The organism is Paenibacillus sp. SRL342 (assembly GCF_984798905.1).
Map to the genome: position 1 here is coordinate 6,514,349 of NZ_OZ481790.1, position 21,672 is coordinate 6,536,020.

At 46.9% G+C, this 21,672-nt stretch carries 22 protein-coding genes; all 22 read right to left on the bottom strand.

From position 1 onward, the window contains the following. Window positions 1-20 precede the first annotated feature (20 nt). Window positions 21-452, bottom strand: coding sequence for a 3-hydroxyacyl-ACP dehydratase FabZ (fabZ, locus tag AC4E8D_RS28925; RefSeq protein WP_036613058.1), 432 nt, complete (start codon window positions 450-452; stop codon window positions 21-23). A 485-nt stretch (window positions 453-937) separates the two neighbouring features. Next, window positions 938-1,162 carry a DNA-directed RNA polymerase subunit beta gene (locus AC4E8D_RS28930; protein WP_017691949.1) on the bottom strand — a complete coding sequence of 75 codons (225 nt, stop codon included), beginning with the start codon at window positions 1,160-1,162 and terminating at the stop codon, window positions 938-940. A 12-nt stretch (window positions 1,163-1,174) separates the two neighbouring features. Beyond that, complete coding sequence (locus AC4E8D_RS28935) at window positions 1,175-2,014, bottom strand: flagellar hook-basal body protein (protein ID WP_221821819.1); 840 nt, start codon at window positions 2,012-2,014, stop codon at window positions 1,175-1,177. A 642-nt stretch (window positions 2,015-2,656) separates the two neighbouring features. Beyond that, window positions 2,657-3,541 (bottom strand): flagellar hook-basal body protein, encoded by an 885-nt coding sequence (locus tag AC4E8D_RS28940; protein WP_105600129.1) that lies wholly within the window; start codon window positions 3,539-3,541, stop codon window positions 2,657-2,659. Window positions 3,542-3,643: 102 nt separating this feature from the next. After that, entirely contained in the window at window positions 3,644-4,642 is a 999-nt protein-coding gene (locus AC4E8D_RS28945; protein WP_036612542.1) for a rod shape-determining protein, read from the bottom strand. Window positions 4,643-4,861: 219 nt separating this feature from the next. Beyond that, entirely contained in the window at window positions 4,862-5,149 is a 288-nt protein-coding gene (gene spoIIID / locus AC4E8D_RS28950; RefSeq protein ID WP_024632710.1) for a sporulation transcriptional regulator SpoIIID, read from the bottom strand. A gap of 170 nt (window positions 5,150-5,319) precedes the next feature. Beyond that, window positions 5,320-6,060, bottom strand: a complete 741-nt coding sequence (locus AC4E8D_RS28955; protein WP_036667765.1) for a M23 family metallopeptidase — start codon at window positions 6,058-6,060, stop codon at window positions 5,320-5,322. Window positions 6,061-7,072: 1,012 nt separating this feature from the next. Continuing rightward, a complete protein-coding gene (gene spoIID / locus AC4E8D_RS28960; RefSeq protein WP_490205572.1) occupies window positions 7,073-8,413 on the bottom strand; it encodes a stage II sporulation protein D in 1,341 nt (446 codons plus the stop codon). 470 nt (window positions 8,414-8,883) lie between these two features. Further along, a complete protein-coding gene (murA, locus tag AC4E8D_RS28965) occupies window positions 8,884-10,230 on the bottom strand; it encodes a UDP-N-acetylglucosamine 1-carboxyvinyltransferase (RefSeq protein ID WP_083656970.1) in 1,347 nt (448 codons plus the stop codon). 521 nt (window positions 10,231-10,751) lie between these two features. Further along, window positions 10,752-11,009 (bottom strand): DUF1146 family protein, encoded by a 258-nt coding sequence (locus AC4E8D_RS28970; protein ID WP_017691941.1) that lies wholly within the window; start codon window positions 11,007-11,009, stop codon window positions 10,752-10,754. A 608-nt stretch (window positions 11,010-11,617) separates the two neighbouring features. After that, window positions 11,618-12,022: a F0F1 ATP synthase subunit epsilon gene (locus tag AC4E8D_RS28975; RefSeq protein WP_221821821.1), complete on the bottom strand. Its 405-nt coding sequence runs from the start codon at window positions 12,020-12,022 to the stop codon at window positions 11,618-11,620. 62 nt (window positions 12,023-12,084) lie between these two features. After that, on the bottom strand, window positions 12,085-13,488 hold the full coding sequence (gene atpD / locus AC4E8D_RS28980; protein ID WP_047840699.1) for a F0F1 ATP synthase subunit beta: 1,404 nt from the start codon (window positions 13,486-13,488) through the stop codon (window positions 12,085-12,087). A gap of 95 nt (window positions 13,489-13,583) precedes the next feature. Then, window positions 13,584-14,456: an ATP synthase F1 subunit gamma gene (gene atpG, locus AC4E8D_RS28985; RefSeq protein WP_036612560.1), complete on the bottom strand. Its 873-nt coding sequence runs from the start codon at window positions 14,454-14,456 to the stop codon at window positions 13,584-13,586. Between the two features lie 167 nt (window positions 14,457-14,623). Further along, on the bottom strand, window positions 14,624-16,138 hold the full coding sequence (gene atpA / locus AC4E8D_RS28990; RefSeq protein WP_047840700.1) for a F0F1 ATP synthase subunit alpha: 1,515 nt from the start codon (window positions 16,136-16,138) through the stop codon (window positions 14,624-14,626). A gap of 16 nt (window positions 16,139-16,154) precedes the next feature. Continuing rightward, window positions 16,155-16,703: a F0F1 ATP synthase subunit delta gene (locus tag AC4E8D_RS28995; protein WP_036612565.1), complete on the bottom strand. Its 549-nt coding sequence runs from the start codon at window positions 16,701-16,703 to the stop codon at window positions 16,155-16,157. Further along, a complete protein-coding gene (atpF, locus tag AC4E8D_RS29000) occupies window positions 16,700-17,188 on the bottom strand; it encodes a F0F1 ATP synthase subunit B (protein WP_036612568.1) in 489 nt (162 codons plus the stop codon). Before atpF ends, AC4E8D_RS28995 begins: the two co-directional genes overlap by 4 nt. Before the next feature lie 113 nt (window positions 17,189-17,301). Then, complete coding sequence (gene atpE / locus AC4E8D_RS29005) at window positions 17,302-17,526, bottom strand: F0F1 ATP synthase subunit C (RefSeq protein WP_017691934.1); 225 nt, start codon at window positions 17,524-17,526, stop codon at window positions 17,302-17,304. Window positions 17,527-17,604: 78 nt separating this feature from the next. Further along, window positions 17,605-18,423, bottom strand: coding sequence for a F0F1 ATP synthase subunit A (atpB, locus tag AC4E8D_RS29010; RefSeq protein WP_221821822.1), 819 nt, complete (start codon window positions 18,421-18,423; stop codon window positions 17,605-17,607). A gap of 45 nt (window positions 18,424-18,468) precedes the next feature. Continuing rightward, window positions 18,469-18,846 (bottom strand): ATP synthase subunit I, encoded by a 378-nt coding sequence (locus tag AC4E8D_RS29015; protein ID WP_221821823.1) that lies wholly within the window; start codon window positions 18,844-18,846, stop codon window positions 18,469-18,471. Beyond that, window positions 18,839-19,093: an AtpZ/AtpI family protein gene (locus AC4E8D_RS29020; RefSeq protein WP_024632723.1), complete on the bottom strand. Its 255-nt coding sequence runs from the start codon at window positions 19,091-19,093 to the stop codon at window positions 18,839-18,841. The genes AC4E8D_RS29015 and AC4E8D_RS29020 overlap by 8 nt, the downstream gene beginning before the upstream one ends. Before the next feature lie 185 nt (window positions 19,094-19,278). Further along, complete coding sequence (gene wecB, locus AC4E8D_RS29025) at window positions 19,279-20,436, bottom strand: non-hydrolyzing UDP-N-acetylglucosamine 2-epimerase (protein ID WP_221821824.1); 1,158 nt, start codon at window positions 20,434-20,436, stop codon at window positions 19,279-19,281. Window positions 20,437-20,659: 223 nt separating this feature from the next. Beyond that, window positions 20,660-21,289, bottom strand: a complete 630-nt coding sequence (gene upp, locus AC4E8D_RS29030) for a uracil phosphoribosyltransferase (protein ID WP_017691929.1) — start codon at window positions 21,287-21,289, stop codon at window positions 20,660-20,662. Window positions 21,290-21,672 lie beyond the last annotated feature (383 nt).

Sequence of the window (21,672 nt, forward strand, 5' to 3'; positions counted from 1 at the left end):
GTCAATGCTCACATATGTAATCAGCTTGGGTCAGACAGTGCAAACATGATCTCGCCTTCAGCGACCACTTTGTCGTTCACTCGGGCAGTTGCTTTACCTTTACCAATAGAACCCTTCAGACGTGTAATCTCCACTTCCAGAATCAACGTATCTCCGGGCACAACTTGTCCACGGAATCGGAAGTTGTCCAGTCCCGCCAAAAAGCCGATTTTTCCTTTGTTGCCTTCCAAATTCAGAATGGCTACTGCACCAACTTGCGCCAGCGCTTCTGTAATCAGTACACCCGGCATTACCGGATACTCTGGGAAATGACCAATGAAGAAAGGTTCGTTAATGGTTACGTTTTTCAAACCAACGGCACGTTTGCCATCCTCAATCTCTAGAATCTTGTCCACCAGCAGAAACGGGGGGCGGTGCGGGATGATTTCTTGAATCTGTTTGATATCAAGCACAGTGTAATCTCCTCTCGGGATGTTTATATGAGCATTCTTCATCATGATTGACTCTTAGCGCTGCGGTGGTCGTTACGGTTACGGATCGTCCTTCTGATCGCTGTTGTCTCCGAATTTTTTTGATCAACCTCAGAGAGGTCAAAATTCGGTGACAAAGGCGAGCGCTTCGCTTCTTCTGAACGATTCCGTTCCCTCCACTTACTTCGATGCTGCAAGGTCAACCCAAACATGATAAAATCAAAAGCTCATATAAATGGGTTTTTAATTTTTAAATTTTGTATGGAAAGCATATTTTCGGTTAACACTAGTTATATCCTTCATGACTGCAGTAGTGAAGGTTAAGATAAGGGGTCTCTCTTCGCGATGACGAATGTCTTTCGCAGGGGAGGCCTCTTTTGCTATGAAACGTCATCCATCATTATACTGTTTTCAACGTCAAAAAGAAAACTCCTGCCTGCGCAGGAGTTTTCGCTTAACTCGTTACATTATGGAGCGAATACCAGATTATATACATGTTCCCATGTACTCCATTGCCATACGGAACCGATATCCTGTTTGCCCAGTACCACATATCCAGCTACCATTCCGCCAGCGAGGGCAAGAACAAGCAGGACCGGAACCAGGAACCATCTTGCGATGCGCCATCCACTCTTCTTCTTCTTGACTTCCTTTTTCTCCGGCTTACTGTTCTGCTGCTGTGTTTCTGTCATCACATTCACCTTTTACGCTCTCATATTGTTGGCAAGACCCAACATGGAATCACTTGAAGTTAGCGCCTTTGCCGCCAGCTGATATGTCCGCTGTCCTTGCATAAGCAAAGACATCTCCTGTGTCAGATCAACATTGGATTGCTCCAGAAATCCTGGTCGGATCAAGGCCGCTGCTTGACGTGTAGCTGCATTAGCGCCAAATACATCATCCTCAGTTAATCCCGCATCCAGACCAAACAGGTTATCCGCATACTGTACCAGCCCCTCAGGGCGTTCAATGTCTACCACTTGCATCTGTGCTCCAATGGTTGCGTTTGCCGCATTACCGCGTCGGATTAACAGGTTGCCATTTTCATCAAAAGCAACTTTGCTATTATTCGGTGCCGTAATACGATTGCCTTGACGATCCAGGGCAAAGTGGCCTTCGCCATTGACCATCACCATCATATCAGGTGAATTCGGAGTAGGCTTAGGTCTTGTATCAGGTACAAAATGAAATGCACCCTGACGTGTCCACATTTTCTCCCCATTCGCTTCAACTGCAAACATCGCATTTCCTTCAATGGCCAGATCGGTCGGAAGACCAGTCTCGTTCAAGGGGCCTTGAGACATATCCTTCGTTACATCTGCCAAGCGAGCACCAAAACCGAGGTTATATCCCATCGGTGTGGAACGCCCATCCAGTTTGTACTTGTCCGGTTGTTGTTGAACCCGGGTGAGCACATCCTCGAAGGCCGCTTGCTTGCTCTTATAGCCTGCCGTATTCACGTTTGCAATATTATCGGAAATGACATCCAGACGCTGCTGTATGGCAGTCATGGAAACCTTGGCACTAATCATGGAATTATTCATTGGTGGTATACCCTCCCTTGGTTCCTGTCCACCCTCCCAAACCCTCCCTAGTAGGGAGGGCCCCAGATGGCGCTGCCCTCTGGACTCCCGAAACAGGCGGATTAGGTAAGTGGAGTACGATCTTGCTAAGTGGCGGTGGTGTGTGCGCCGCGACTGCCGTGCTATGATTCCCGCCATCGTTTCACATGGCTGAATCATAGCACGGCACGCTCTTTATGCGGCGTGTAGCTCCGCGGGGTCTCTTCCCTGCTTTTGCTCCGCAAAGGGCTGTCGAGACCGTCGCTTCGCTCAGGTACTGCTACGCATTCCTCGCATAAGCTCGGCTGCGTCTAGGCTCTTGAGCTCCGCGGGGTCTCTTCCTTGCTTTGCTTCGCAAAGGGCTGTTGAGACCGTCGCTTCGCTCAGGTACTGCTACGCAATCCTCGCATAGGCTCGGTTGCGTCTAGGCTCTTGCGCTCCGCGGGGTCTCTTCCCTGCTTTGCTCCGCAAAGGGCTGTCGAGACCGTCGCTTCGCTCAAGTGCTGCTACGCAATCCTCGCATAGGCTCGGCTGCGCTTTGTTTGCACTTCGCGTGAGCCTCTCTGCTTTGCTGCGCAAAGGACGCTTGGCTCTCCGCTGCGCGGTTATATTTAAACGTCGGCGTTATACACGCCCGACTTCATTGACGGCTTTATCCAGACTGCGGTCGTAGAATTGTACGATCTTCTGGTTCGCTTCATACGCACGGAATGCGGCGTTCATATCAACCGTTGCCTGTGAGGCATCAACATTGGAACCTTCCAGGTATCCCTGACGGATCTGCACATTATCTCCTGCAGCCATCATCCGGGACGTTGCCCCGTTTGCATCGCTGAGACTGAAATTGCCATTACCTTGTCGAACCAGTTGATTCGGCTGGTCAATGACACTAATGCCAAGAGTAACTCCTGTTGGTGCACCTGTTGCTGCATCCACCAAACGGCCTTGCTCATCCACTTTAAATTGCTCTACGGAACCTGTCAACACTACAGGTTGCCCATTATTATCCAACACTTGTGAACCTGTTGAACTCAGCAATTGTCCCGTTCCAGTGATCTCGAAGTGACCATCGCGTGTATATCCGGTGTTACCTTCTGCATCCTGAACTGTAAAATACGCCTGGGGCTGGTAAGTCACCGTGCCGTCGGCCCGTACAAATTTGCCTGATGCGTCAAACGGGACAGGTTGTCCAGTCTGCGGATCATTGACAGTCATATTGGATGAAATGGAAAAATCATTTTTTTGCCCAGTCTCCATAATGGTCCCCTGCAAATTCATGGACAAACTCTCTTCCGCGAACACCCCCGTGTTCAGCTTGCCCAGCCGCTTTGTTGGAAGATTTGCATCTCCGCCTACCAAAGTAATGAGCATTTCCGGGAAGGAACGGCTTACGCTGTTCACCTGTTTATATCCCGTGGTGTTCATATTTACGATATTCTGTGTTGCTGTGTCATGGCGGCGTTGTTGCGTAATCATTCCCGCAGTAGCGGTGTACAGACCTCTTAACATGAATTAACCCCTCTCCTCAAGCGCATGACCTGCATCACAGGTTGGCTGCTTGTCCGTTCTGCTTTCCGAGCATGGCGAACCTTTGCTATTTATATCGGCAGATTAGAACTTTTTCTTAACCACCTGATCCAAATTATTAAGCATTATGCCTGTCCCCTTCACGACACAGTGCATTGGATCTTCCGCAACCCATACCGGTACATGCAATTCATTGGACAAAAGCTCGTCCAGTCCGTTCAGCAACGCACCTCCGCCAGTCAATACAACACCACGGTCGATAATGTCCGCTGACAATTCAGGCGGTGTACGTTCCAATACCGATTTGGCTGCCACGATGATGGATTGTACGGAATCCCAAAGTGCTTCCTGTACTTCATTTCCCGATATCGTTACGGTAACAGGAAGGCCGGATACCATATCGCGTCCGCGAATGTCCATCTCCGTTTGATGTCCACCCGGATGTACGGTACCAATTGCAATTTTGATATCTTCAGCGGTCCGTTCACCGATCATGAGCTTATACTTGGCTTTGATAAACTTGATAATGGCTTCGTCGAACTTGTCCCCTGCGACTTTAATAGAAGAGGCGGTGACCACGTCGCCCATAGAAAGGACTGCAACGTCAGTCGTACCGCCGCCGATATCCACGACCATATTGCCGCTCGGCTGAAAAATATCCATTCCCGCACCGATCGCTGCCGCTTTCGGCTCTTCTTCCAGAAACACTTCTTTGGCACCGCTGCGTTCTGCCGCCTCACGGATGGCCTTCTGCTCCACGGAAGTAATGTTCGTTGGTGCACAGATCAGAATTCGAGGGTGGCTGTACCAGCTTCTTGCACCCACACGATTAATGAAATGTCTGAGCATCGCTTCTGTAATCTCGAAGTCCGCAATAACGCCGTCACGCAGCGGTCTAATGGCAACAATGTTACCTGGAGTACGCCCCACCATACGACGCGCTTCTTCCCCAACAGCAAGGACACGCTTCGTATCTCTTTCAATGGTCACGACGGAAGGTTCATCGAGGACAACCCCACTTCCTTTCACGTGAATAAGCACGTTGGCCGTGCCAAGATCAATACCGATATCCTTGCTAAACATAAAAGAGCCCCCAAAGTGATATTATTTGGTCAGCGTATCCTGTGAAAAAGAGTCCCTTATCACGTCACCGCTCGTTCGACAAAGTGCAACATATATATGTAAAAATCGGGCTGATAAGATGTCATAATTCGATCCTGTACCAGCATTTAACATATCATACTTCAGGGGAGGGATTCAATGCATGTGTGAGCTTTTTGGCCTACGTCTTTAAGAAGAGGCTTACGATTTGGCGGAAGCCAACACCTCACGTTTCTTGCCACTCGTTTTTTTGTATTTGATTTTGGTCGCCTCACCGCCCCGCAAATGGCGGATCGACTTGTGATACTCCAAAATGTGTTTCACCTGGTCAGCAAGATCAGGGTTGATTTCCGGCAGACGCTCCGTCAGATCCTTATGCACAGTACTCTTTGACACGCCGAATTCCTTGGCTATGGTACGGACCGTATTCCTCGTCTCAACAATGCAGCGACCAATTTTGATGGTCCGTTCCTTGATGTAATCGTGCACGCTCCCGCCTCCCTACTGTGTGGATAGTTTGGTACATTATATGAGGAGCATGCCTATATATTCGCGGTTTAGAGGTGTGACAAGCTTCGAAGGTCCCATTATTTTCTGAAAAGCACAAAAAGAGCAGAGGTTTAACCCTCTGCCCGTCATGTTGCTGCGGTAAAATTCATTTATTTTTCCGGAAGATATCCTTGCGGGTTAACCGGCTGTCCGTCTTCGTACACTTCAAAGTGAAGGTGGTTGCCAAGCGTTTTACCCAATTCATTGACGCCAGCGGATGCAATCGCATCTCCCTGTTTCACTTCGTCGTCCTGTTTCACTTTGACGTCTGCCAAGCTTTGGTATACCGTCTTCAGGTTATCGCTGTGTGTGATTTCCACAACTTGACCTGTGAGTGGATTTTGCTCAACCCGGGTAACTTTACCGGCGAGTGCTGCTTTGACTTCAAACGTTTTGTTATCCCCACGTGCCAGATCCACACCCGTGTTCGGGATGAATGTATCATTGTACTGCACCATTGCCGCTTCATGTTCCTCGGTTGAAGCTTCGCTATCATAGAAAGGTTTTACTACCGAAATTTCGGACGGTACCGCTACCGGCCATACAAAATTCTCCGACTTTGCAACAACTTCCACACTTTCTTCTTCTCCGCCTACTGCTGTTCCTTCTGTACCCGCCGATGCGCCTGTTTCAACTACCCCGCTAGCAGGGTCCGAGTTCAGCGTTTTGTCGCCTGTGCCCTGATAGACCCACACTAAGGTTAGTATAATGCCTGCTGCTGCGATGTAGGCTGCCGGGAAGACCCAGCGTTTGGACATTGCTCTTTTCCATGAAGAGGGCTGACTAGCCGGTACTCCTTGAGTTGTTTTAGGAGTTTCTTCTTGGTTTGTTTTTTTGTTTTGTTCATTCATGTTAATCACCTCAGTAACAAGTGTTACCGGGTGCAACTCTTTTATACACGCGCGACTCTAATTATTTTCACAGAGGTTTCAGAGAGTGCTATATATGTGAGGGGTGAGGGGTTGTGCGTGCGCCGCTTCGGTGCCAGAAAACCTTTCGACCGCTGGTTACTACCAGATTTCTTCTATCACCTTCTTCAAAGGTGAAATCCGGTAGTAAAGGCGGACACTTCGTTTCTACAGGTCTTTTCTGTCCCCTGCGCTCTCCGTACGCTAGCACTCTCCGCATATATAGCCAAATCTCGAAAGCTCCGGAATGGGTGATGGTAGACTGGTCCGGATTGGCTGTAGTTGCCAATCCTTCTATGAAGTGCATTTATCGGTGAGAGAAAGGATATAGGATGTGACTGGATAATGCAGATTTAAAGTGCTCTAGGTTCGTTAAAGTGAGATGTGAGATTAGAGATAGACAAGGCACGCCAATACTGACTGTTCCATCTAACATCTAGATTTGAAAGAAGCTAAATCATGAATGGTTACAGTATAATTAGAAGTTGCTTGGTAGACAGGGAACATAAATCAATTTTTTAACCTTAGGGCTTGGAAACTTGATTTCAACGTTCTGGTTCTGGTTCGGCTTGCTTATTGCGAATGAGCATGTAGTGAATGGCAGTACCCTCAATTTTGCTAATGATTAGATAATAAAATATTTCTAACGAACTCAGGCGGCCTTATTAACGGAAAAATCGTGGCTCAGGGATTCTAATGAACCTAGACACGCTAATTACTCTTTTGGGCGCTATTTTCGGATCAATACTGAAGTATGTCGTGATATAACGTGTCTGAGATTCGTTAGAATTTTCATTCATTGTGATAACGCCCAATAAGGTCTCTCAGATTCGTTAGCGCGCCAATGGTGTATGTGAAGTCTGATGAGTTCCAAACCTATACTGCTCTCATTCACATACATTTGCATACATTCGTATCCATTCGAATTATTTTGCTTTATCCGTGTTCATCTTTCCTACTTCAATGCAAGCATCTTGGATGCCTGTCCGAATGAGATGCCGGTATAGTAATGTTTGAGAATCTGGGTGGCGGTGTGTCCCTCCTGCGCCATGCCGTTTGCTCCCCATTGGCTCATGCCAACCCCATGCCCATACCCGAACGTTGTAATTTGGACCTCGTCACCTGTGGTCTTCCAACTGAACTGGCTGGATCTTAATCCAAGCAGTTTGCGAACCTCTGGACCGCTGAATGTTTCACCTGCGACCTGCATTTTCTTAATCCGATGTCCTTTGGTTGTAGACAATACTTCCATCCATGATCCATTCTTCTGGGCGGTAACCGGAATGGCATCCAGGTTTAACTTCTGCAGAACCTCATTACGCTTCATGGTGACGGTCTGCTTGAATCCTGGTGCCAGATTTTTGTCCCACGGACTGTCTACACTTTTCAGATATGGTACAGCGTTCCCCCATACATCCTCGGCATTCTCGGTATACCCATTACTTGTGGAAAAAAAGGATGCGGTGATCGCCTTGCCCTGATAGGTCATCACTGTATCTCGACTTTCGCGTACAGCCTGTTGCAGCTTCTCCCATTCCTTCGCCTTCCCTAGACGCGTCCAATCCGCTTTCACCTGATCTGGCGGAATAAACACCTGATGGCTGACCGTATCCGTCACATCCGCCGCACCTGATGGAACACCGCTGGTATCACTCGCAGCTAACCTACGCACGATAAATGTACGAGCAGCTATTGCCTGTGCCTTTAACGCCTCCAGTCTGAATTCCGCCGGCATCTCAGCTGCCACAACCCCGGTAACATAATCTTCCAATGGCAGATTCATCGTTTTGCCCGTTGCAGACAGGTATACGCGTACTTTAGGTTCAGGGTAGGTAACAGGAACGGCTGGCGCAGGAGCTGGGGTTCTTGTACTGCTTGAATCTGTTGGAGCAGGGATCGGCTTTGGTGATTCACTTGTCCGTGGCCATACCAGAATTACAGGAATTAGCAGCGCCATTGCCAATAAGGCAGATACAGCGGCAGCGGGTTGCCATCGCTTCGTATTACGTCCCCATCGGGGTTTTCGTCCAAATGTCCGCATTCGGCGTCGCTTCACTCGGCGGAATTCGTCCAGTTCAATTACAGGTATATGAATATGCTCGGTTGTCTTTCTGTTCAACTCATCTGTCGACACCCGTCCTGGATTGGAGAAACTTGCAGGCTGTGATGGAACAGTCCTCAGATTCAATGGGGCAGGCTTGTCTTTTTCCACTCCAGAAACAGTATTGCCCTCCGGCTCTTGCATACCTGGACGAGGGACAAGGGGTACCTTTACCTGTACACGAGCTTCTTTCATTCGAATATAACCCTCCGTTATCTATGGCCGGTCATGTGCCGGTCGTGTTGTTCAAATCCATAGTTTAGGTTATGAGCTGGCTTGATCTGATAGAACCTGATTTAAGAGAAACGAGGCCCTTTTTGTTCTGTTCAATCTCCTGTTTTCTTTTGCTATGTACATCTTAGAAACGTTGATCTGTCGCTGAATACCGGTAATTAACTGCAGTCGACACCCTATATAAAGTACGCTCTTTCATTTGGTTCAGAATCGATACAGAATACGATGTTATGCTATACAAGTTAGGACCAGCTATTAATAGAATCAGGTATCAAATATCTCGTCATATTCTTAAAAGTAAAACACAAAAAAAGCCAAGCCAGATGGCTTAGCTTTATCATTTTTTACAATATACGTTCCATCACATTCATAATCCACACAACGGTGTGACTCATAATAGGGGGATCATATTTTTTCTATTCAATCCAGTGTTAAGCCAAAGTTGGTTGCACCTTAAACATCGGTACTTCTTTCTCCACTTTTTCACTAGGTGCTTTGGTTGCTTCAAGCTTAGGCTCATCAACTGAGATCCGATAGATGTCAGCGCCAAGTCCGTTAAGCTTCTCAGCGAGATGTACATAGCCACGGTCGATGTGATGAACACCGCCCACTTCCGTTGTACCTTCAGCAACGAGACCTGCAATAATGAGTGCGGCACCCGCACGCAAATCGGTAGCCGTTACTTTGGCACCCTTCAGTTTGGCATTACCTGTGATGATGGACGAACGTCCTTCAACTTTGATCTCCGCATTCATCAATTGGAACTCATCCACATGCATGAATCGGTTTTCAAAAACAGTCTCTGTCACGACACTTGTTCCTTCAGATGCGAGCAAGAGTGCCATCATCTGGGATTGCATATCTGTCGGGAATCCTGGGTATGGTAATGTTTTCACATCCACAGCCTTAAGAGGACGATCTGCGATTACACGCACGCCATTCTCATCCGGTTGGATTGTAACACCCATCTCTTCAAGCTTCGCGATAACGGAGCCTAAATGATCAGAGATTGCACCTTCAATGTACACGTCACCACCAGAAATTGCAGCAGCAGCCATATACGTACCAGCTTCTACCCGATCCGGAATAACGGTGTGTGTAACGCCTTTAAGTTTCTCCACACCTTCAATGCGGATGACTCCAGTACCAGCACCACGTACGATGGCACCCATTCCATTCAGGAAGTTGGCAAGATCCACAATCTCAGGTTCTTTCGCCGCGTTCTCCAGAACAGTTACACCTTCGGCCAATGTTGCAGCCATCATAATATTTTGAGTGGCACCTACAGAAGCCACATCCAGATAAATTTTCGCGCCACGCAACCTTCCTTGGCTACGAGCTTCGATATAACCTTGGCCCAAGCTGATCTCTGCGCCCATGGCTTCAAAACCTTTCAAATGCTGATCAATAGGCCGTGTACCGATGGCACATCCACCAGGAAGTGAGATTCTTGTATGACCCATACGAGTCAACAAAGGCCCCATGACCAGGAAAGACGCCCGCATTTTACTTACCCATTCATACGGGGCTTCACAGGAAGTAAGTTTCTCCGCATTTACGGTAATCACTTCGTCCCGGTATGTAACTCCCGCTCCCAGCGATTCCAACACCTTGTTAATCGTCATCACATCGTCTAGAGGAGGCGCGTCAATAATAACGCTTTGTCCTTCTTCCCCTAAGAGAGAGGCAGCGATGATCGGAAGAACAGAATTTTTAGCGCCGCTAACTTTGACACTTCCGGTCAACCTTTTGCCACCGCGGACGATAAATTTGCTCATCATGGTTCCCTCCGCGCTTTTATTCCCTTTTCTTCATTCCGGAATACGTAAGCCCCACTATGCTAGAAAGGACTGTTGCTGTGTGTGGAATTTCGACATATTCTGGCATATTGCCACAGATGTCTGTTCAGAAAAGAATTGGTTTTTATAATCCATATCAATGATACCATGTGCCGTGCATCTTGCTATTCAGCATGTAAAATAAGTGTCTTACAAGCCAGCAGAGCATCAGAACAGACAGAGTGGGATGGTTATTAGCCGGCATGAACCGGATATCCCGTTTATAACTACAAAATAAGTGAACAATTGTGAATTCCCTAACTTCCATCATAACATTGTTGAATTGTACGATACAAGCATTTTTACATAAAACATCTCAAATTCAACCAATTTTACGTCACATTTTTTTCTTAATTTCTTTACCGACAACTCATACTCTAATTGTTAACACAATTAATCGATGTTATTCGACAATGAGCAGCTTGAAGAACCTAACAGATGATTAACCAACCATCTCAACATTAAAACAAATTACGCAACATTTGAGTCCAGGACAAGTAGTCAATGACAAAGCCAGCAACGGCATGCCCCAAAATGATGGCGAGCAACAAATGCAACAGTCTTCCCTGAGCACCTCGTGGCTGCCTGATGATTAAATCCAGTTTGAGATTTGTCAAAGCCCACCAAGACAACGCAATACATAACAGGGAGACGATGATTGAGACCAAGCCATTGGTGCTTAACGCCTGGTTCACCTGATTCGTCAGATCAGTATCCATATATTCTTTACCTCCACATTTGTTGCAGCGATCAGCATATCATATGCCCGGCACCCATAACTTGTTAGTATACTGGAATGTCTTGAGCACAACACACTGAGCGTACTGTCAGATTTACTCCTGCCAGGCAGGAATCTCCTGATGCCCAATCACCGAGCAGCAACAATGCGGCTGTGCATGACTATGGAATCTACTACGCAGCTTCCTGCTTCTGCTGACTCTATGGAATATAGGCTCTTTCATCATACATTGTCAATTACATTGATTTCCACTTCTAAAATATTTTAATTTTAAAATGCCGGGATTTTGTGACTAAAACGACATAAAAGAGCGCTATTTCGATATCGATTCTGTCATTTCCTCGGAAATAATTTAAATTCATTCATGAAAAAAAATGGTTCTCTTAGTGGTAAATGCGCCCACTACTTTAGTCCTACATCCTATTCAAATCCTCATAATCGGTGAATATTTTGCTTAAAATACTTCTGTTTACCTGAAGTAATATGATGGATTTGTGGTCAGCCATTTTGATATATTCGATAGAACAATTCTATTAAACAAACTCAAAAAAGCCCGGCAGACTAAGCCGCCAGGCTTCCAAGAATCGTTTATTTGCCGAATACATTAATCCGGTTAACCGCTTTTTGAAGTGCAATCTCTGCACGACGGTGATCAAAGTGGTCCTGATTGCTTTGGCTTGCAAGCCGACGTTCAGCCCGCTCTTTCGCCGCACGCGCACGATCCACATCAATGCTTTCCGGGAATTCAGCACTCTCTGCGAGTACAACAACCTTATCTTTACGAACTTCGATAAACCCGCCACCGATAGCAACTCGTTTATTTTCTTTTCCGTTATGGATATAGATTGGTGCAATCTGCAAAGGTGTAACCATAGGAATATGACCTGGCATAATGCCAAGTTCCCCTTCAATACCACGAGCCGTAATGCTATTCACCTGTTCTGAATAGACCAAACGCTCGGGTGTTACAATTTCCAACAAAAAGGTGCTCAATTCCATCCCTCCTGAAATATCCGAAGGATAGCCCGCTTCATAAGGACAATCCTGGATTCAGACTAAACCAGTGTTTTGGCTTTCTCCACTGCCTCTTCAATTGTACCAACAAAGAGGAAAGCTGCTTCCGGAAGATCATCATACTTACCTTCGAGAATCTCTTTAAAGCTGCGCACCGTTTCTTTAACTGGAACGTATTTACCCGGAATACCGTTAAATGCTTCAGCAACGTGGAAAGGCTGGGACAAGAAACGTTGGATTTTACGAGCACGGTATACAAGCGCTCTGTCTTCTTCACTCAACTCGTCCATACCCAGGATTGCAATGATATCTTGCAATTCATTGTAACGTGCCAAGATACGTTTAACGCCTTGAGCTACGCTGTAGTGTTCTTCTCCTACAACTTCAGGGGACAAGATCCGGGAGCTGGAAGCCAGTGGATCTACCGCGGGGTAGATACCCATCTCGGAAATTTTACGCTCCAGGTTCGTCGTTGCATCCAAGTGGGCAAACGTCGTTGCAGGAGCCGGGTCAGTGTAGTCATCCGCAGGCACGTAGATGGCCTGGATGGATGTTACAGAACCTTTTTTCGTTGATGTGATACGTTCTTGCAGTTGACCCATTTCTGTTGCCAGCGTAGGTTGGTAACCTACCGCGGAAGGCATACGACCAAGCAAGGCAGATACTTCTGAACCCGCTTGGGTGAAACGGAAGATATTATCGATAAAGAGCAACACGTCACGGCCTTCTTCATCACGGAAGTATTCCGCCATCGTCAGACCTGTGAGGGCTACACGAAGACGTGCGCCTGGAGGCTCGTTCATTTGTCCGAAAACCATTGCTGTTTTGTTGATAACGCCGGAATCACTCATCTCGTGATACAAGTCATTACCTTCACGTGTACGCTCACCAACACCCGCAAATACGGAGATACCGCCGTGTTCTTGTGCGATGTTGTTGATCAATTCCTGAATGGTTACCGTCTTACCTACACCGGCACCACCGAAGAGACCGATTTTACCACCTTTAGCGTAAGGAGCAAGCAAGTCGATAACTTTGATTCCTGTCTCCAGCATTTCTGCTTGGGTAGTCAGTTCATCAAATGCAGGTGCTGAACGGTGAATCGGGTTCTTGTGCTCAGCAGCTACGGCACCGCCAGTATCAATTGCTTCACCGAGTACGTTAAATACACGACCCAGTGTTGCTTCTCCAACGGGTACAGAGATTGGTGCTCCTGTATCTAAAGCTTCCATACCACGAACAAGTCCATCCGTGGAGGACATCGCAATACAACGTACTCGGTTGTCACCCAGATGTTTCGAAGCTTCGAGTGTAAGGTTTACACTAACGCCGCTCTCACTTACTGTAGTGATCGTAATGGCATTGAGGATTTCCGGCAGACCGCCGCGATCAAACTCGACGTCAACAACCGGACCCATGATGCTCACAACGCGTCCTTTGTTCATCTTAACGTTCCCCTCCTACAAGCCTGCTACTTTTGCAAAAATAATGTACCGTTCGTTTATCTTTGCTCTGCAAGCCTTCATTAATAAAAAAACGGTTAGCCTTGTGCTGCGTTGGCACCTGCCACAATTTCCGTAATCTCCTGCGTAATCGCCGCTTGACGGGCACGGTTGTATGTCAATGACAAGTCGTTAATGAGTTTGGATGCATTTTTGGTTGCATTACCCATTGCTGTCATTTTCGCGCCGAGCTCACTTGCCTTACCGTTCAGAAGTGCACCATAGATCAGCGTTTCCGCGTAACGCGGAAGCAGAACCTCCAGTACAGCTTCAGCAGACGGCTCGTATTCGTAGCTTGCCGTTGGTCCTTCCGCAGCAGTTACCTCAGGTGTTTCCATCGGGAGAAGTTTCTCTACCGTAGGAATCTGGGTCAACGCATTCACAAAGCGGTTATAACAAATGTACAATTCATCAAATTCAGCCAGTTCAAACCCATGAACCGCTTCGTGTGCGATGGATTTGATATCTGCAAATGAAGGCGAATCCGACAGATCCGTTGTTGTGGATGCCATCGCAATTTCACGACGTCTGAAGTAATCGCGTCCTTTACGTCCAATGACGAACAATTCGTAGTCATCTTGGGAGTTGTGGCGCTCTTTGAGCGTCTGATTAACCTGACGCAAAACGTTCGCATTGTATCCACCTGCAAGACCACGGTCCGATGTAATGATCAGGTAAGCTGTCTTTTTGACCGGACGGCTCTCCAGCATCGGATGCTGTATACCTTGCGTGCTTGATGCAATACTAGCTACAACTTCTTTCAGTTTCTCCGAATAAGGACGGGCTGCTTCCGCTTTTTCCTGCGCTTTACGCAGTTTTGCAGCAGCTACCATCTCCATTGCTTTGGTGATCTGCTTGGTGCTTTGTACGCTTTTAATTTGCCGCTTAATTTCGCGCATGCCTTTTGCCATGATTTCACCACCTTAAAGTTTTGACAAAGTCAAAACTACATCGTAAGCACAACCCTACTTTGACGGGGTCAAAGTTACTTCGTAAGCATCATCTTTTTGACTGAGTCAAAGTATTACATGCAGACATGCGGAATCGGTTAGACAACTCCGCACCTGCAATCATTTATTTAGACAGAGACAGCAAAGCTCTTTCTGAACTTCTCAATTGCACCTTTCAGTGCATTTTCGTTGTCTGCAGTCAATTCTTTAGTATCACGGATGGATGCAAGAATCTCCGGATGGCTGCTCTCCATGAACGCGAGGAACTCACGCTCGAAACGAGTAACATCACCTGTTGGAATCTCATCCAGGAATCCTTTAACCGCAGTGTACAAGCTGACAACCTGTTGTTCTACAGGCAGAGGCTGGTTAACACCTTGCTTCAGGATTTCCATCATACGCGCACCACGATTCAGGCGGGCCTGAGTCGCTTTATCCAGATCGGAACCGAACTGGGAGAACGCTTGAAGCTCACGATATTGAGCGAGGTCGAGACGCAGGGAACCTGCAACCTTTTTCATCGCTTTGATCTGAGCAGAACCACCGACACGGGATACGGAAATACCTACGTTGATCGCCGGGCGTTGTCCAGCATTGAACAAGTCAGCTTCCAAGAAGATTTGTCCGTCCGTGATGGAGATTACGTTTGTTGGGATGTATGCAGATACGTCGGAAGCTTGTGTTTCAATAAACGGCAGTGCGGTTAAAGAACCACCACCAAGTTCATCATTCAGCTTCGCAGCGCGCTCCAGCAAACGGGAGTGCAGGTAGAAGACGTCACCCGGATAAGCCTCACGGCCCGGTGGACGACGAAGCAACAAGGAAAGCTCACGATATGCAGAGGCTTGTTTGGTCAAGTCATCATAGATAACCAGAACGTGCTCGCCTTTGTACATGAAGTACTCACCCATCGAACAACCGGAATACGGTGCGATGTACAAGAGTGGTGATGGATCGGAAGCTGCTGCTGTTACAACAATTGTGTACTCCATTGCGCCTTTACGACGAAGAGTTTCCACAACTTGAGCAACCGTAGACTGTTTCTGACCAATAGCCACGTAGATACACTTCATGCCACTGCCTTTTTGGTTCAGGATCGCATCAATTGCGATGGATGTTTTACCTGTTTGACGGTCACCGATGATCAACTCACGTTGTCCGCGACCGATTGGAACCATTGCATCAATGGCTTTGATCCCTGTTTGCATCGGCTCATGAACCGATTTACGATCCATTACGCCTGGTGCTTTACCTTCAACCGGACGGAATTCCGTTGTAGCGATTGGCCCTTTGCCATCTACAGGAATACCAAGCGGGTTCACAACGCGTCCAATCAATGCTTCGCCTACAGGCACTTGCATGATTTGACCAGTACGTTTCACTTGGTCACCTTCACGAATATCGTAGTAAGGTCCCAGGATAACGACACCGACATTGCTTTCTTCGACGTTCATGGCGAGTCCCATAACACCGCTTGGGAATTCAACCAACTCGTTGGACATGACGTTCTCAAGTCCGTAAACACGAGCGATACCATCACCAACCTCGATTACCGTTCCGACTTCGACTACATCGATATCGGTCTTGTATTGTTCGATTTGGCTCTTAATTAATGTACTGATTTCTTCTGGTTTGATACTCAAGTGTCCTCACCCCAATCTACTGTACTCGTCTGTTAAAAGACTGCTCAAGACGTTCGAGCTTGCCAGCCAAGCTGCCGTCATAGATCGTATCGCCAATGGCGACTTTCAATCCGCCCAGCAGAGTCGGATCAACAATGTTCTCGATACGAATCTTTTTATTCACACGGCCACCGAATTCACGGGCTACCGCTTCTTTTTCTTCATCATTCAACGCATAAGTCGAATAGACACGTGCATCAGCAATGCCCAGCGACTCACCTTGGATCTTCCGATAATCATTCAACAAGTCTCCCAGCAATTCAACGCGTCCGCGCTCAATCAACAACAAGACTGTACGAAGGACTGAATCGGATACCTTGCCATCAAGACTTGAGTGAATTACGTTCTGCTTGGCTTCATCAGAAATATTAGGGGATACGATAAATTTCTCGATATCTGCATCTCCGGTCAATGCACTGACTACTGCAACCAGTTCCTGTTCAACCTCAAGCACCTGCTGTTGCTGAAGAGCAACTTCGAACAATGCTTTCGCATAACGCTTGGCAACTATCGTATCGCGGCTCATTGTCGGCCTCCTACCTCATTGAGGTATTGGTTCACAAGCTCTTCTTGTGCAGGACCGTTCTCAACTTCTTTTTTGATCAACTTGGATGCAATCTGAACGGAAGCTGTACCCAGTTCGCTGCGAAGTGCTGCGACTGCTTTGTTCTTCTCGCTCTCGATTTCGCGTACTGCATCGTCTTTCAGACGATTAGCTTCAGCTTTTGCATCAGCCAAAATCGATTCAGCTTGTTTGCCACCTGTTTGTTTGGACTGTTCAATGATGTCGTAAGCATCTTGACGTGCTTGTTCAAGAGCTTGTTTTTGTTCCTCCACATAGGCAATGGCCTGTTCCCGAGTCTGTGCAGCCTCATTCATCTGCGTCATCACGAGTTCACGACGTTTTTCCATAATGGAGAACAAAGGCCCGAAGGCATAACGGCTAAGCAGCCAATATAAAATTGCAAATGCAACAATCGCAAGAAGCGTATTTTCCCATATGAAACTCAATCTGTTCACTCCTTCCTGGAGGTATCCTTGAAACGTCATCCGTTAGAACGGACATTACCTAAAAAGAAGGCGCGGATGGCTATGGCCTTCCCCGCCAAACCTTTAAAATTTAATTAAGCCATACCGTAGAACATGAACGCGAGTACCACACCGATGATCGGCAATACCTCGATCAAACCTACACCGATAAACATTGTTGTTTGAAGAGTGGATTTTGCCTCTGGTTGACGGGCAATACCTTCCACCGTTTTGCTGATTACCATACCGTTACCAATACCTGCGCCAAACGCGCCCAGTCCTGCAACAATTGCTGCTGCGATTAATGCCATTGCTCCCATTTGTATATCCTCCTTAAAATGATAAATCGAATTTTTTATTGTTCAGCCTGGTGAAGAAATCTTCGTAGGGCTTGAAACTTAATGCTCGTCGTGCGTCTCGATGCTCTGTGAAATGTACACCATCATCAAGATAACAAACACAAATGCCTGGATCGCGCCGATAAAGATACTAAAGCCTTGCCACACCATAAGTAGCGGAATCGCTGCAATAGCACCAAACACTTTAAATGTGGTCAGTTTCAGGATCGTTGCGATCAGTACCTCACCTGCGAAGATATTCGCGAATAGACGCATACCGTGTGTCAACAGCTTGGATGCCGTCTCAATCAAGTTGATTGGCAAGAACAAAGCGAATGGCTTCAGGTAATGCTGGAGATATCCTTTTGTGTTGCGGAACAATCCCAGTCCATGAGATACAAGGAACGCTACGAGAGCAAGTCCCATCGTTACAGACAAGTCGGCTGTTGGTGATTTCCACCAAGCCAGTTCAACGTGTGGGTGTGCTTCAGGGTCCTTGGCATGCGCTTTTTCAAACGCCTCCACCGCTGTAACAATCGGCTTACCGAATACCTGTGCCTGATTAACATCTGTTACCTCAGATACAGCCACGAGCGGAAGGCCGAGCATGTTCCCTACAAAAATGAACATGATCATGGAAAGAGCGAGAGAGATAAAATGTTTACCTTTCTTCATATCCATTGTACTGGAAATCAGATTGCGGACGAATTCTACTGCCCACTCCATAAAATTTTGCAGCTTGCCGGGATTTTCAACGGATAATCTCCGTGTTGCCAGTACAGCAAAAATAAAAACAATTGCACCTGTAACTACCAGCATCAACAGAACCGATAGATCGAGTCGAAATCCGCCAAGCATAATAATTGGAGCTTCATGCATATTTTTCTCACCCCTTTCTCGACTTGAAAGCTGCAGCCCTTAACATCATTCTGCTCTGCGGGAATGGACAATCCCTATAATCAGTAAGGAAAATTGTGCAATGACGAGACCGCCTGCAACCGCATATGTATTGAAGTACTGCGGAAAGCGCATCGATATGAATATACCGAGCACAGCGAGTGCCGCTCTTGTCAAAAATCCCAGGTTCACACGCTTCAAGTTACCTTCTGCCGCATCATCAGACATTTTCCTTACTTTGTAGCCCAAGTAAAATGCATTGATCCAGCTAACTCCTGTACCCAGGGCCAGTCCCAAAGCAATTGTCTCCACACGTGGCATAAAGGCCGCTGCGAGAAAACAAATCATAAGAAAGTACATGATGAAAACAGTCATCGATCTGCGGTATCTGGTTAGTTCACTCATCACTTTCCCCCATGAATTTTTTCGCGATAAAGTAGATGCTTACACCGCCTGCCGCAAGAAAAAAGAGAACGCTTACGGCGATCCATATTCCGTTACCCCCGATGGTCTTGTCCAACCAGGAGCCAGCGTAATATCCGGCAACAGCGAGAATGGCAATCTCGATCCCAAAAGCTGTCACGAGCCCCATCGCTTTCCATACATTATCGTCATGGTTACGGGATGAATTTGGTTTGTTCGAATCGGCCATTTTCCACGCCACCCTTGCAATCCCAGTTAATTTTACTGAATGATGAGAGCCTTTGTCAATTGAATGATTTTAGCGTTTTAAAGGGGGAAACGACGGGAATACAGACCCTCAAAGCCCATAAACCCGCGTAAACCGTACAGTTTAACTGTATGCTTGCCCTTTATAAATCCGTCAGAAAAAATGTATTATTTTTTGAATTTTCTGTGAAATGATTCCGGACGCTCACTATTTACACCAAAATGGTGCAAAATCGCATTGACAATTCTTTCCGAAGCATGTCCATCACCGTATGGATTGGCAGCCTGACTCATGCTTGCATACAGGGTTTTGTCTGTAAGCAGAGCTTTGGTCCGTTCATACACAAGTTCCTCTTCGGTACCTACCAATTCCAGCGTTCCGGCTTCAATACCTTCCGGGCGTTCTGTTGTATCGCGCAATACGAGCACAGGCACACCAAACGAAGGCGCTTCTTCCTGCAAACCGCCTGAATCGGTCAAAATCAAGTGAGTGTGCGGGTAAAAGTTATGCAAATCCACCACGTCTAGTGGATCAATTAATTGAATACGGGGATGATTCCCCAAAATCGTGTGAGCCGGCTCCTTCACAGCAGGACTTGGATGCACCGGGTACACGATGGCAATATCTTCGAATTCGTCGGCAATCCGTTTGACGGCCTGGAAAATGTTGCGGTGAGGCTCGCCTTGAGATTCGCGGCGATGAGCTGTCATCAGCACAAGGCGTTTGCCTTGGGCCCAATCAAGTACCGGGTGTGTGTAGTCCTCCCGTACAGTATATTGAAACACATCGGTTACCGTGTTGCCTGTGACGTACGTACTAGACTCCGATTTATTTTCTTTGGCAAGATTGGAAGAAGACCAATCCGTAGGCGCAAAGTGTAGATCAGCCAGTACTCCCGTCAGCTGACGGTTCATCTCTTCCGGATATGGAGACAGCTTGTTCCACGTCCGCAGTCCCGCTTCCACATGTCCTACCTGAATCTGTTGCAAGAATGCTGCGTAGCTCGCTACAAAGGTAGTTAATGTATCCCCGTGAACCAGCACAATATCCGGTTTAGCTTCAGCTAACACGGGCTCCAGACCACCAAGCACACGAATTGTAATTTCATTCAATGTCTGACGGTCCTTCATCACATCCAGATCATAATCGGGATGAATGTCGAAAACGTCAAGTACCTGATCCAACATCTGGCGATGCTGCGCAGTTACGCAAACAATAGATTCAATAGACTCAGGGTGTTTTTGCAATTCCAAAATAAGCGGAGCCATCTTGATGGCTTCCGGACGCACCCCGAAGATCGTCATGACTTTAATTTTGTTGGACATTCGAGCAAAGCCCCTTTTCTATAAGTTCATGTTCAAAAAGTCCGGTTTTCAGTACCAAGAATATGGAATGAAGGTAGAAATGGAGTAGCAGAGCGTAGGGAAAACTACGTGAGCAACGGACATTTCGGCTGAATTTCATATTCGATGCCGATGATGCCCTTGGGCATCCTTCGTAATCAAAATTGGACTTTTTGAACAACCTCTTACAAAGCATGCGATATGCTTATTTAGTGCCGTATAGACGGTCTCCTGCATCTCCAAGTCCTGGAACGATATAACCATGATCATCCAGACGGTCGTCCAATGCTGCTACATAGATGTCCACATCGGGATGTGCATCCTGCACAGCTTTTACGCCTTCCGGTGCTGCAACCAGGTTCATCATTTTGATTTGGGTACAGCCACGTTTTTTGAGCACGTCAATAGCTGCAATTGCCGAACCACCCGTTGCCAGCATCGGATCAATTACAATCAATTGACGCTCTGTTACGTCTGTAGGCAGTTTGGTGTAGTATTCTACCGGTTGCAGTGTTTCCGGGTCACGGAACAGACCAACATGTCCAACTTTTGCCGCTGGCAATAATTTCACAACGCCATCCAGCATTCCGAGTCCTGCACGCAGAATCGGCACCAGTCCGAGCATACGTCCAGAGATAACTTTACCTTGTGTTGCAGCTACAGGTGTCTGTACATCAATCGTTTCCAGTTCAACATCTCTTGTAATCTCATAAGCCATCAACGTTGCTACTTCATCCACCAATTCACGAAAATCTTTCGTATTCGTACGCATGTCGCGTATAAACGTCAGTTTGTGTTGAATCAAAGGGTGATCACATATTACTAATTTTCCCATCTAATTTGTCCCTCCGGTAAGTTCTTCATGTTCAGCATTTCCAAATATACCTAGCCACCATTCATGGGCTCGATAAATCCTGTATATTATATCATCACCAACAACGAATTACACCATCAAAGGGCACCCAATCATTACAGATTACCGAATCCTATAAAAAACAGGACCGGAAAATGATCCATCCGGTCCTGTTTTGCTCATGCTGTTATGTCATTGAGTGGGAAAAAATATGAATACAAGTGATGCTCCGCAAACAGATTGCACCTACGATCGCTGTTATCCCCTGATTTTTTTGATTCTCCTATATAAGGAGAAAATCATGGGATAAAGGCGAGCGCTTCGCTTCTCCGATTGCATTCTGCCAGCTTCGTCTTTTGTATTCC

What these genes read in the sequence shown, in the direction of transcription:
- AC4E8D_RS28930 (WP_017691949.1), bottom strand. Translation starts at nt 1,162, where the DNA reads ATGACAGAAACACAGCAGCAGAACAGTAAGCCGGAGAAAAAGGAAGTC.
- AC4E8D_RS28935 (WP_221821819.1), bottom strand. Translation starts at nt 2,014, where the DNA reads ATGAATAATTCCATGATTAGTGCCAAGGTTTCCATGACTGCCATACAG.
- AC4E8D_RS28940 (WP_105600129.1), bottom strand. Translation starts at nt 3,541, where the DNA reads ATGTTAAGAGGTCTGTACACCGCTACTGCGGGAATGATTACGCAACAA.
- AC4E8D_RS28945 (WP_036612542.1), bottom strand. Translation starts at nt 4,642, where the DNA reads ATGTTTAGCAAGGATATCGGTATTGATCTTGGCACGGCCAACGTGCTT.
- AC4E8D_RS28955 (WP_036667765.1), bottom strand. Translation starts at nt 6,060, where the DNA reads ATGAATGAACAAAACAAAAAAACAAACCAAGAAGAAACTCCTAAAACA.
- spoIID (WP_490205572.1), bottom strand. Translation starts at nt 8,413, where the DNA reads ATGAAAGAAGCTCGTGTACAGGTAAAGGTACCCCTTGTCCCTCGTCCA.
- murA (WP_083656970.1), bottom strand. Translation starts at nt 10,230, where the DNA reads ATGAGCAAATTTATCGTCCGCGGTGGCAAAAGGTTGACCGGAAGTGTC.
- AC4E8D_RS28970 (WP_017691941.1), bottom strand. Translation starts at nt 11,009, where the DNA reads ATGGATACTGATCTGACGAATCAGGTGAACCAGGCGTTAAGCACCAAT.
- atpD (WP_047840699.1), bottom strand. Translation starts at nt 13,488, where the DNA reads ATGAACAAAGGACGCGTTGTGAGCATCATGGGTCCGGTTGTTGACGTC.
- atpG (WP_036612560.1), bottom strand. Translation starts at nt 14,456, where the DNA reads ATGGCAAAAGGCATGCGCGAAATTAAGCGGCAAATTAAAAGCGTACAA.
- AC4E8D_RS28995 (WP_036612565.1), bottom strand. Translation starts at nt 16,703, where the DNA reads ATGAGCCGCGATACGATAGTTGCCAAGCGTTATGCGAAAGCATTGTTC.
- atpE (WP_017691934.1), bottom strand. Translation starts at nt 17,526, where the DNA reads ATGGGAGCAATGGCATTAATCGCAGCAGCAATTGTTGCAGGACTGGGC.
- atpB (WP_221821822.1), bottom strand. Translation starts at nt 18,423, where the DNA reads ATGCATGAAGCTCCAATTATTATGCTTGGCGGATTTCGACTCGATCTA.
- AC4E8D_RS29015 (WP_221821823.1), bottom strand. Translation starts at nt 18,846, where the DNA reads ATGAGTGAACTAACCAGATACCGCAGATCGATGACTGTTTTCATCATG.
- AC4E8D_RS29020 (WP_024632723.1), bottom strand. Translation starts at nt 19,093, where the DNA reads ATGGCCGATTCGAACAAACCAAATTCATCCCGTAACCATGACGATAAT.
- wecB (WP_221821824.1), bottom strand. Translation starts at nt 20,436, where the DNA reads ATGTCCAACAAAATTAAAGTCATGACGATCTTCGGGGTGCGTCCGGAA.
- upp (WP_017691929.1), bottom strand. Translation starts at nt 21,289, where the DNA reads ATGGGAAAATTAGTAATATGTGATCACCCTTTGATTCAACACAAACTG.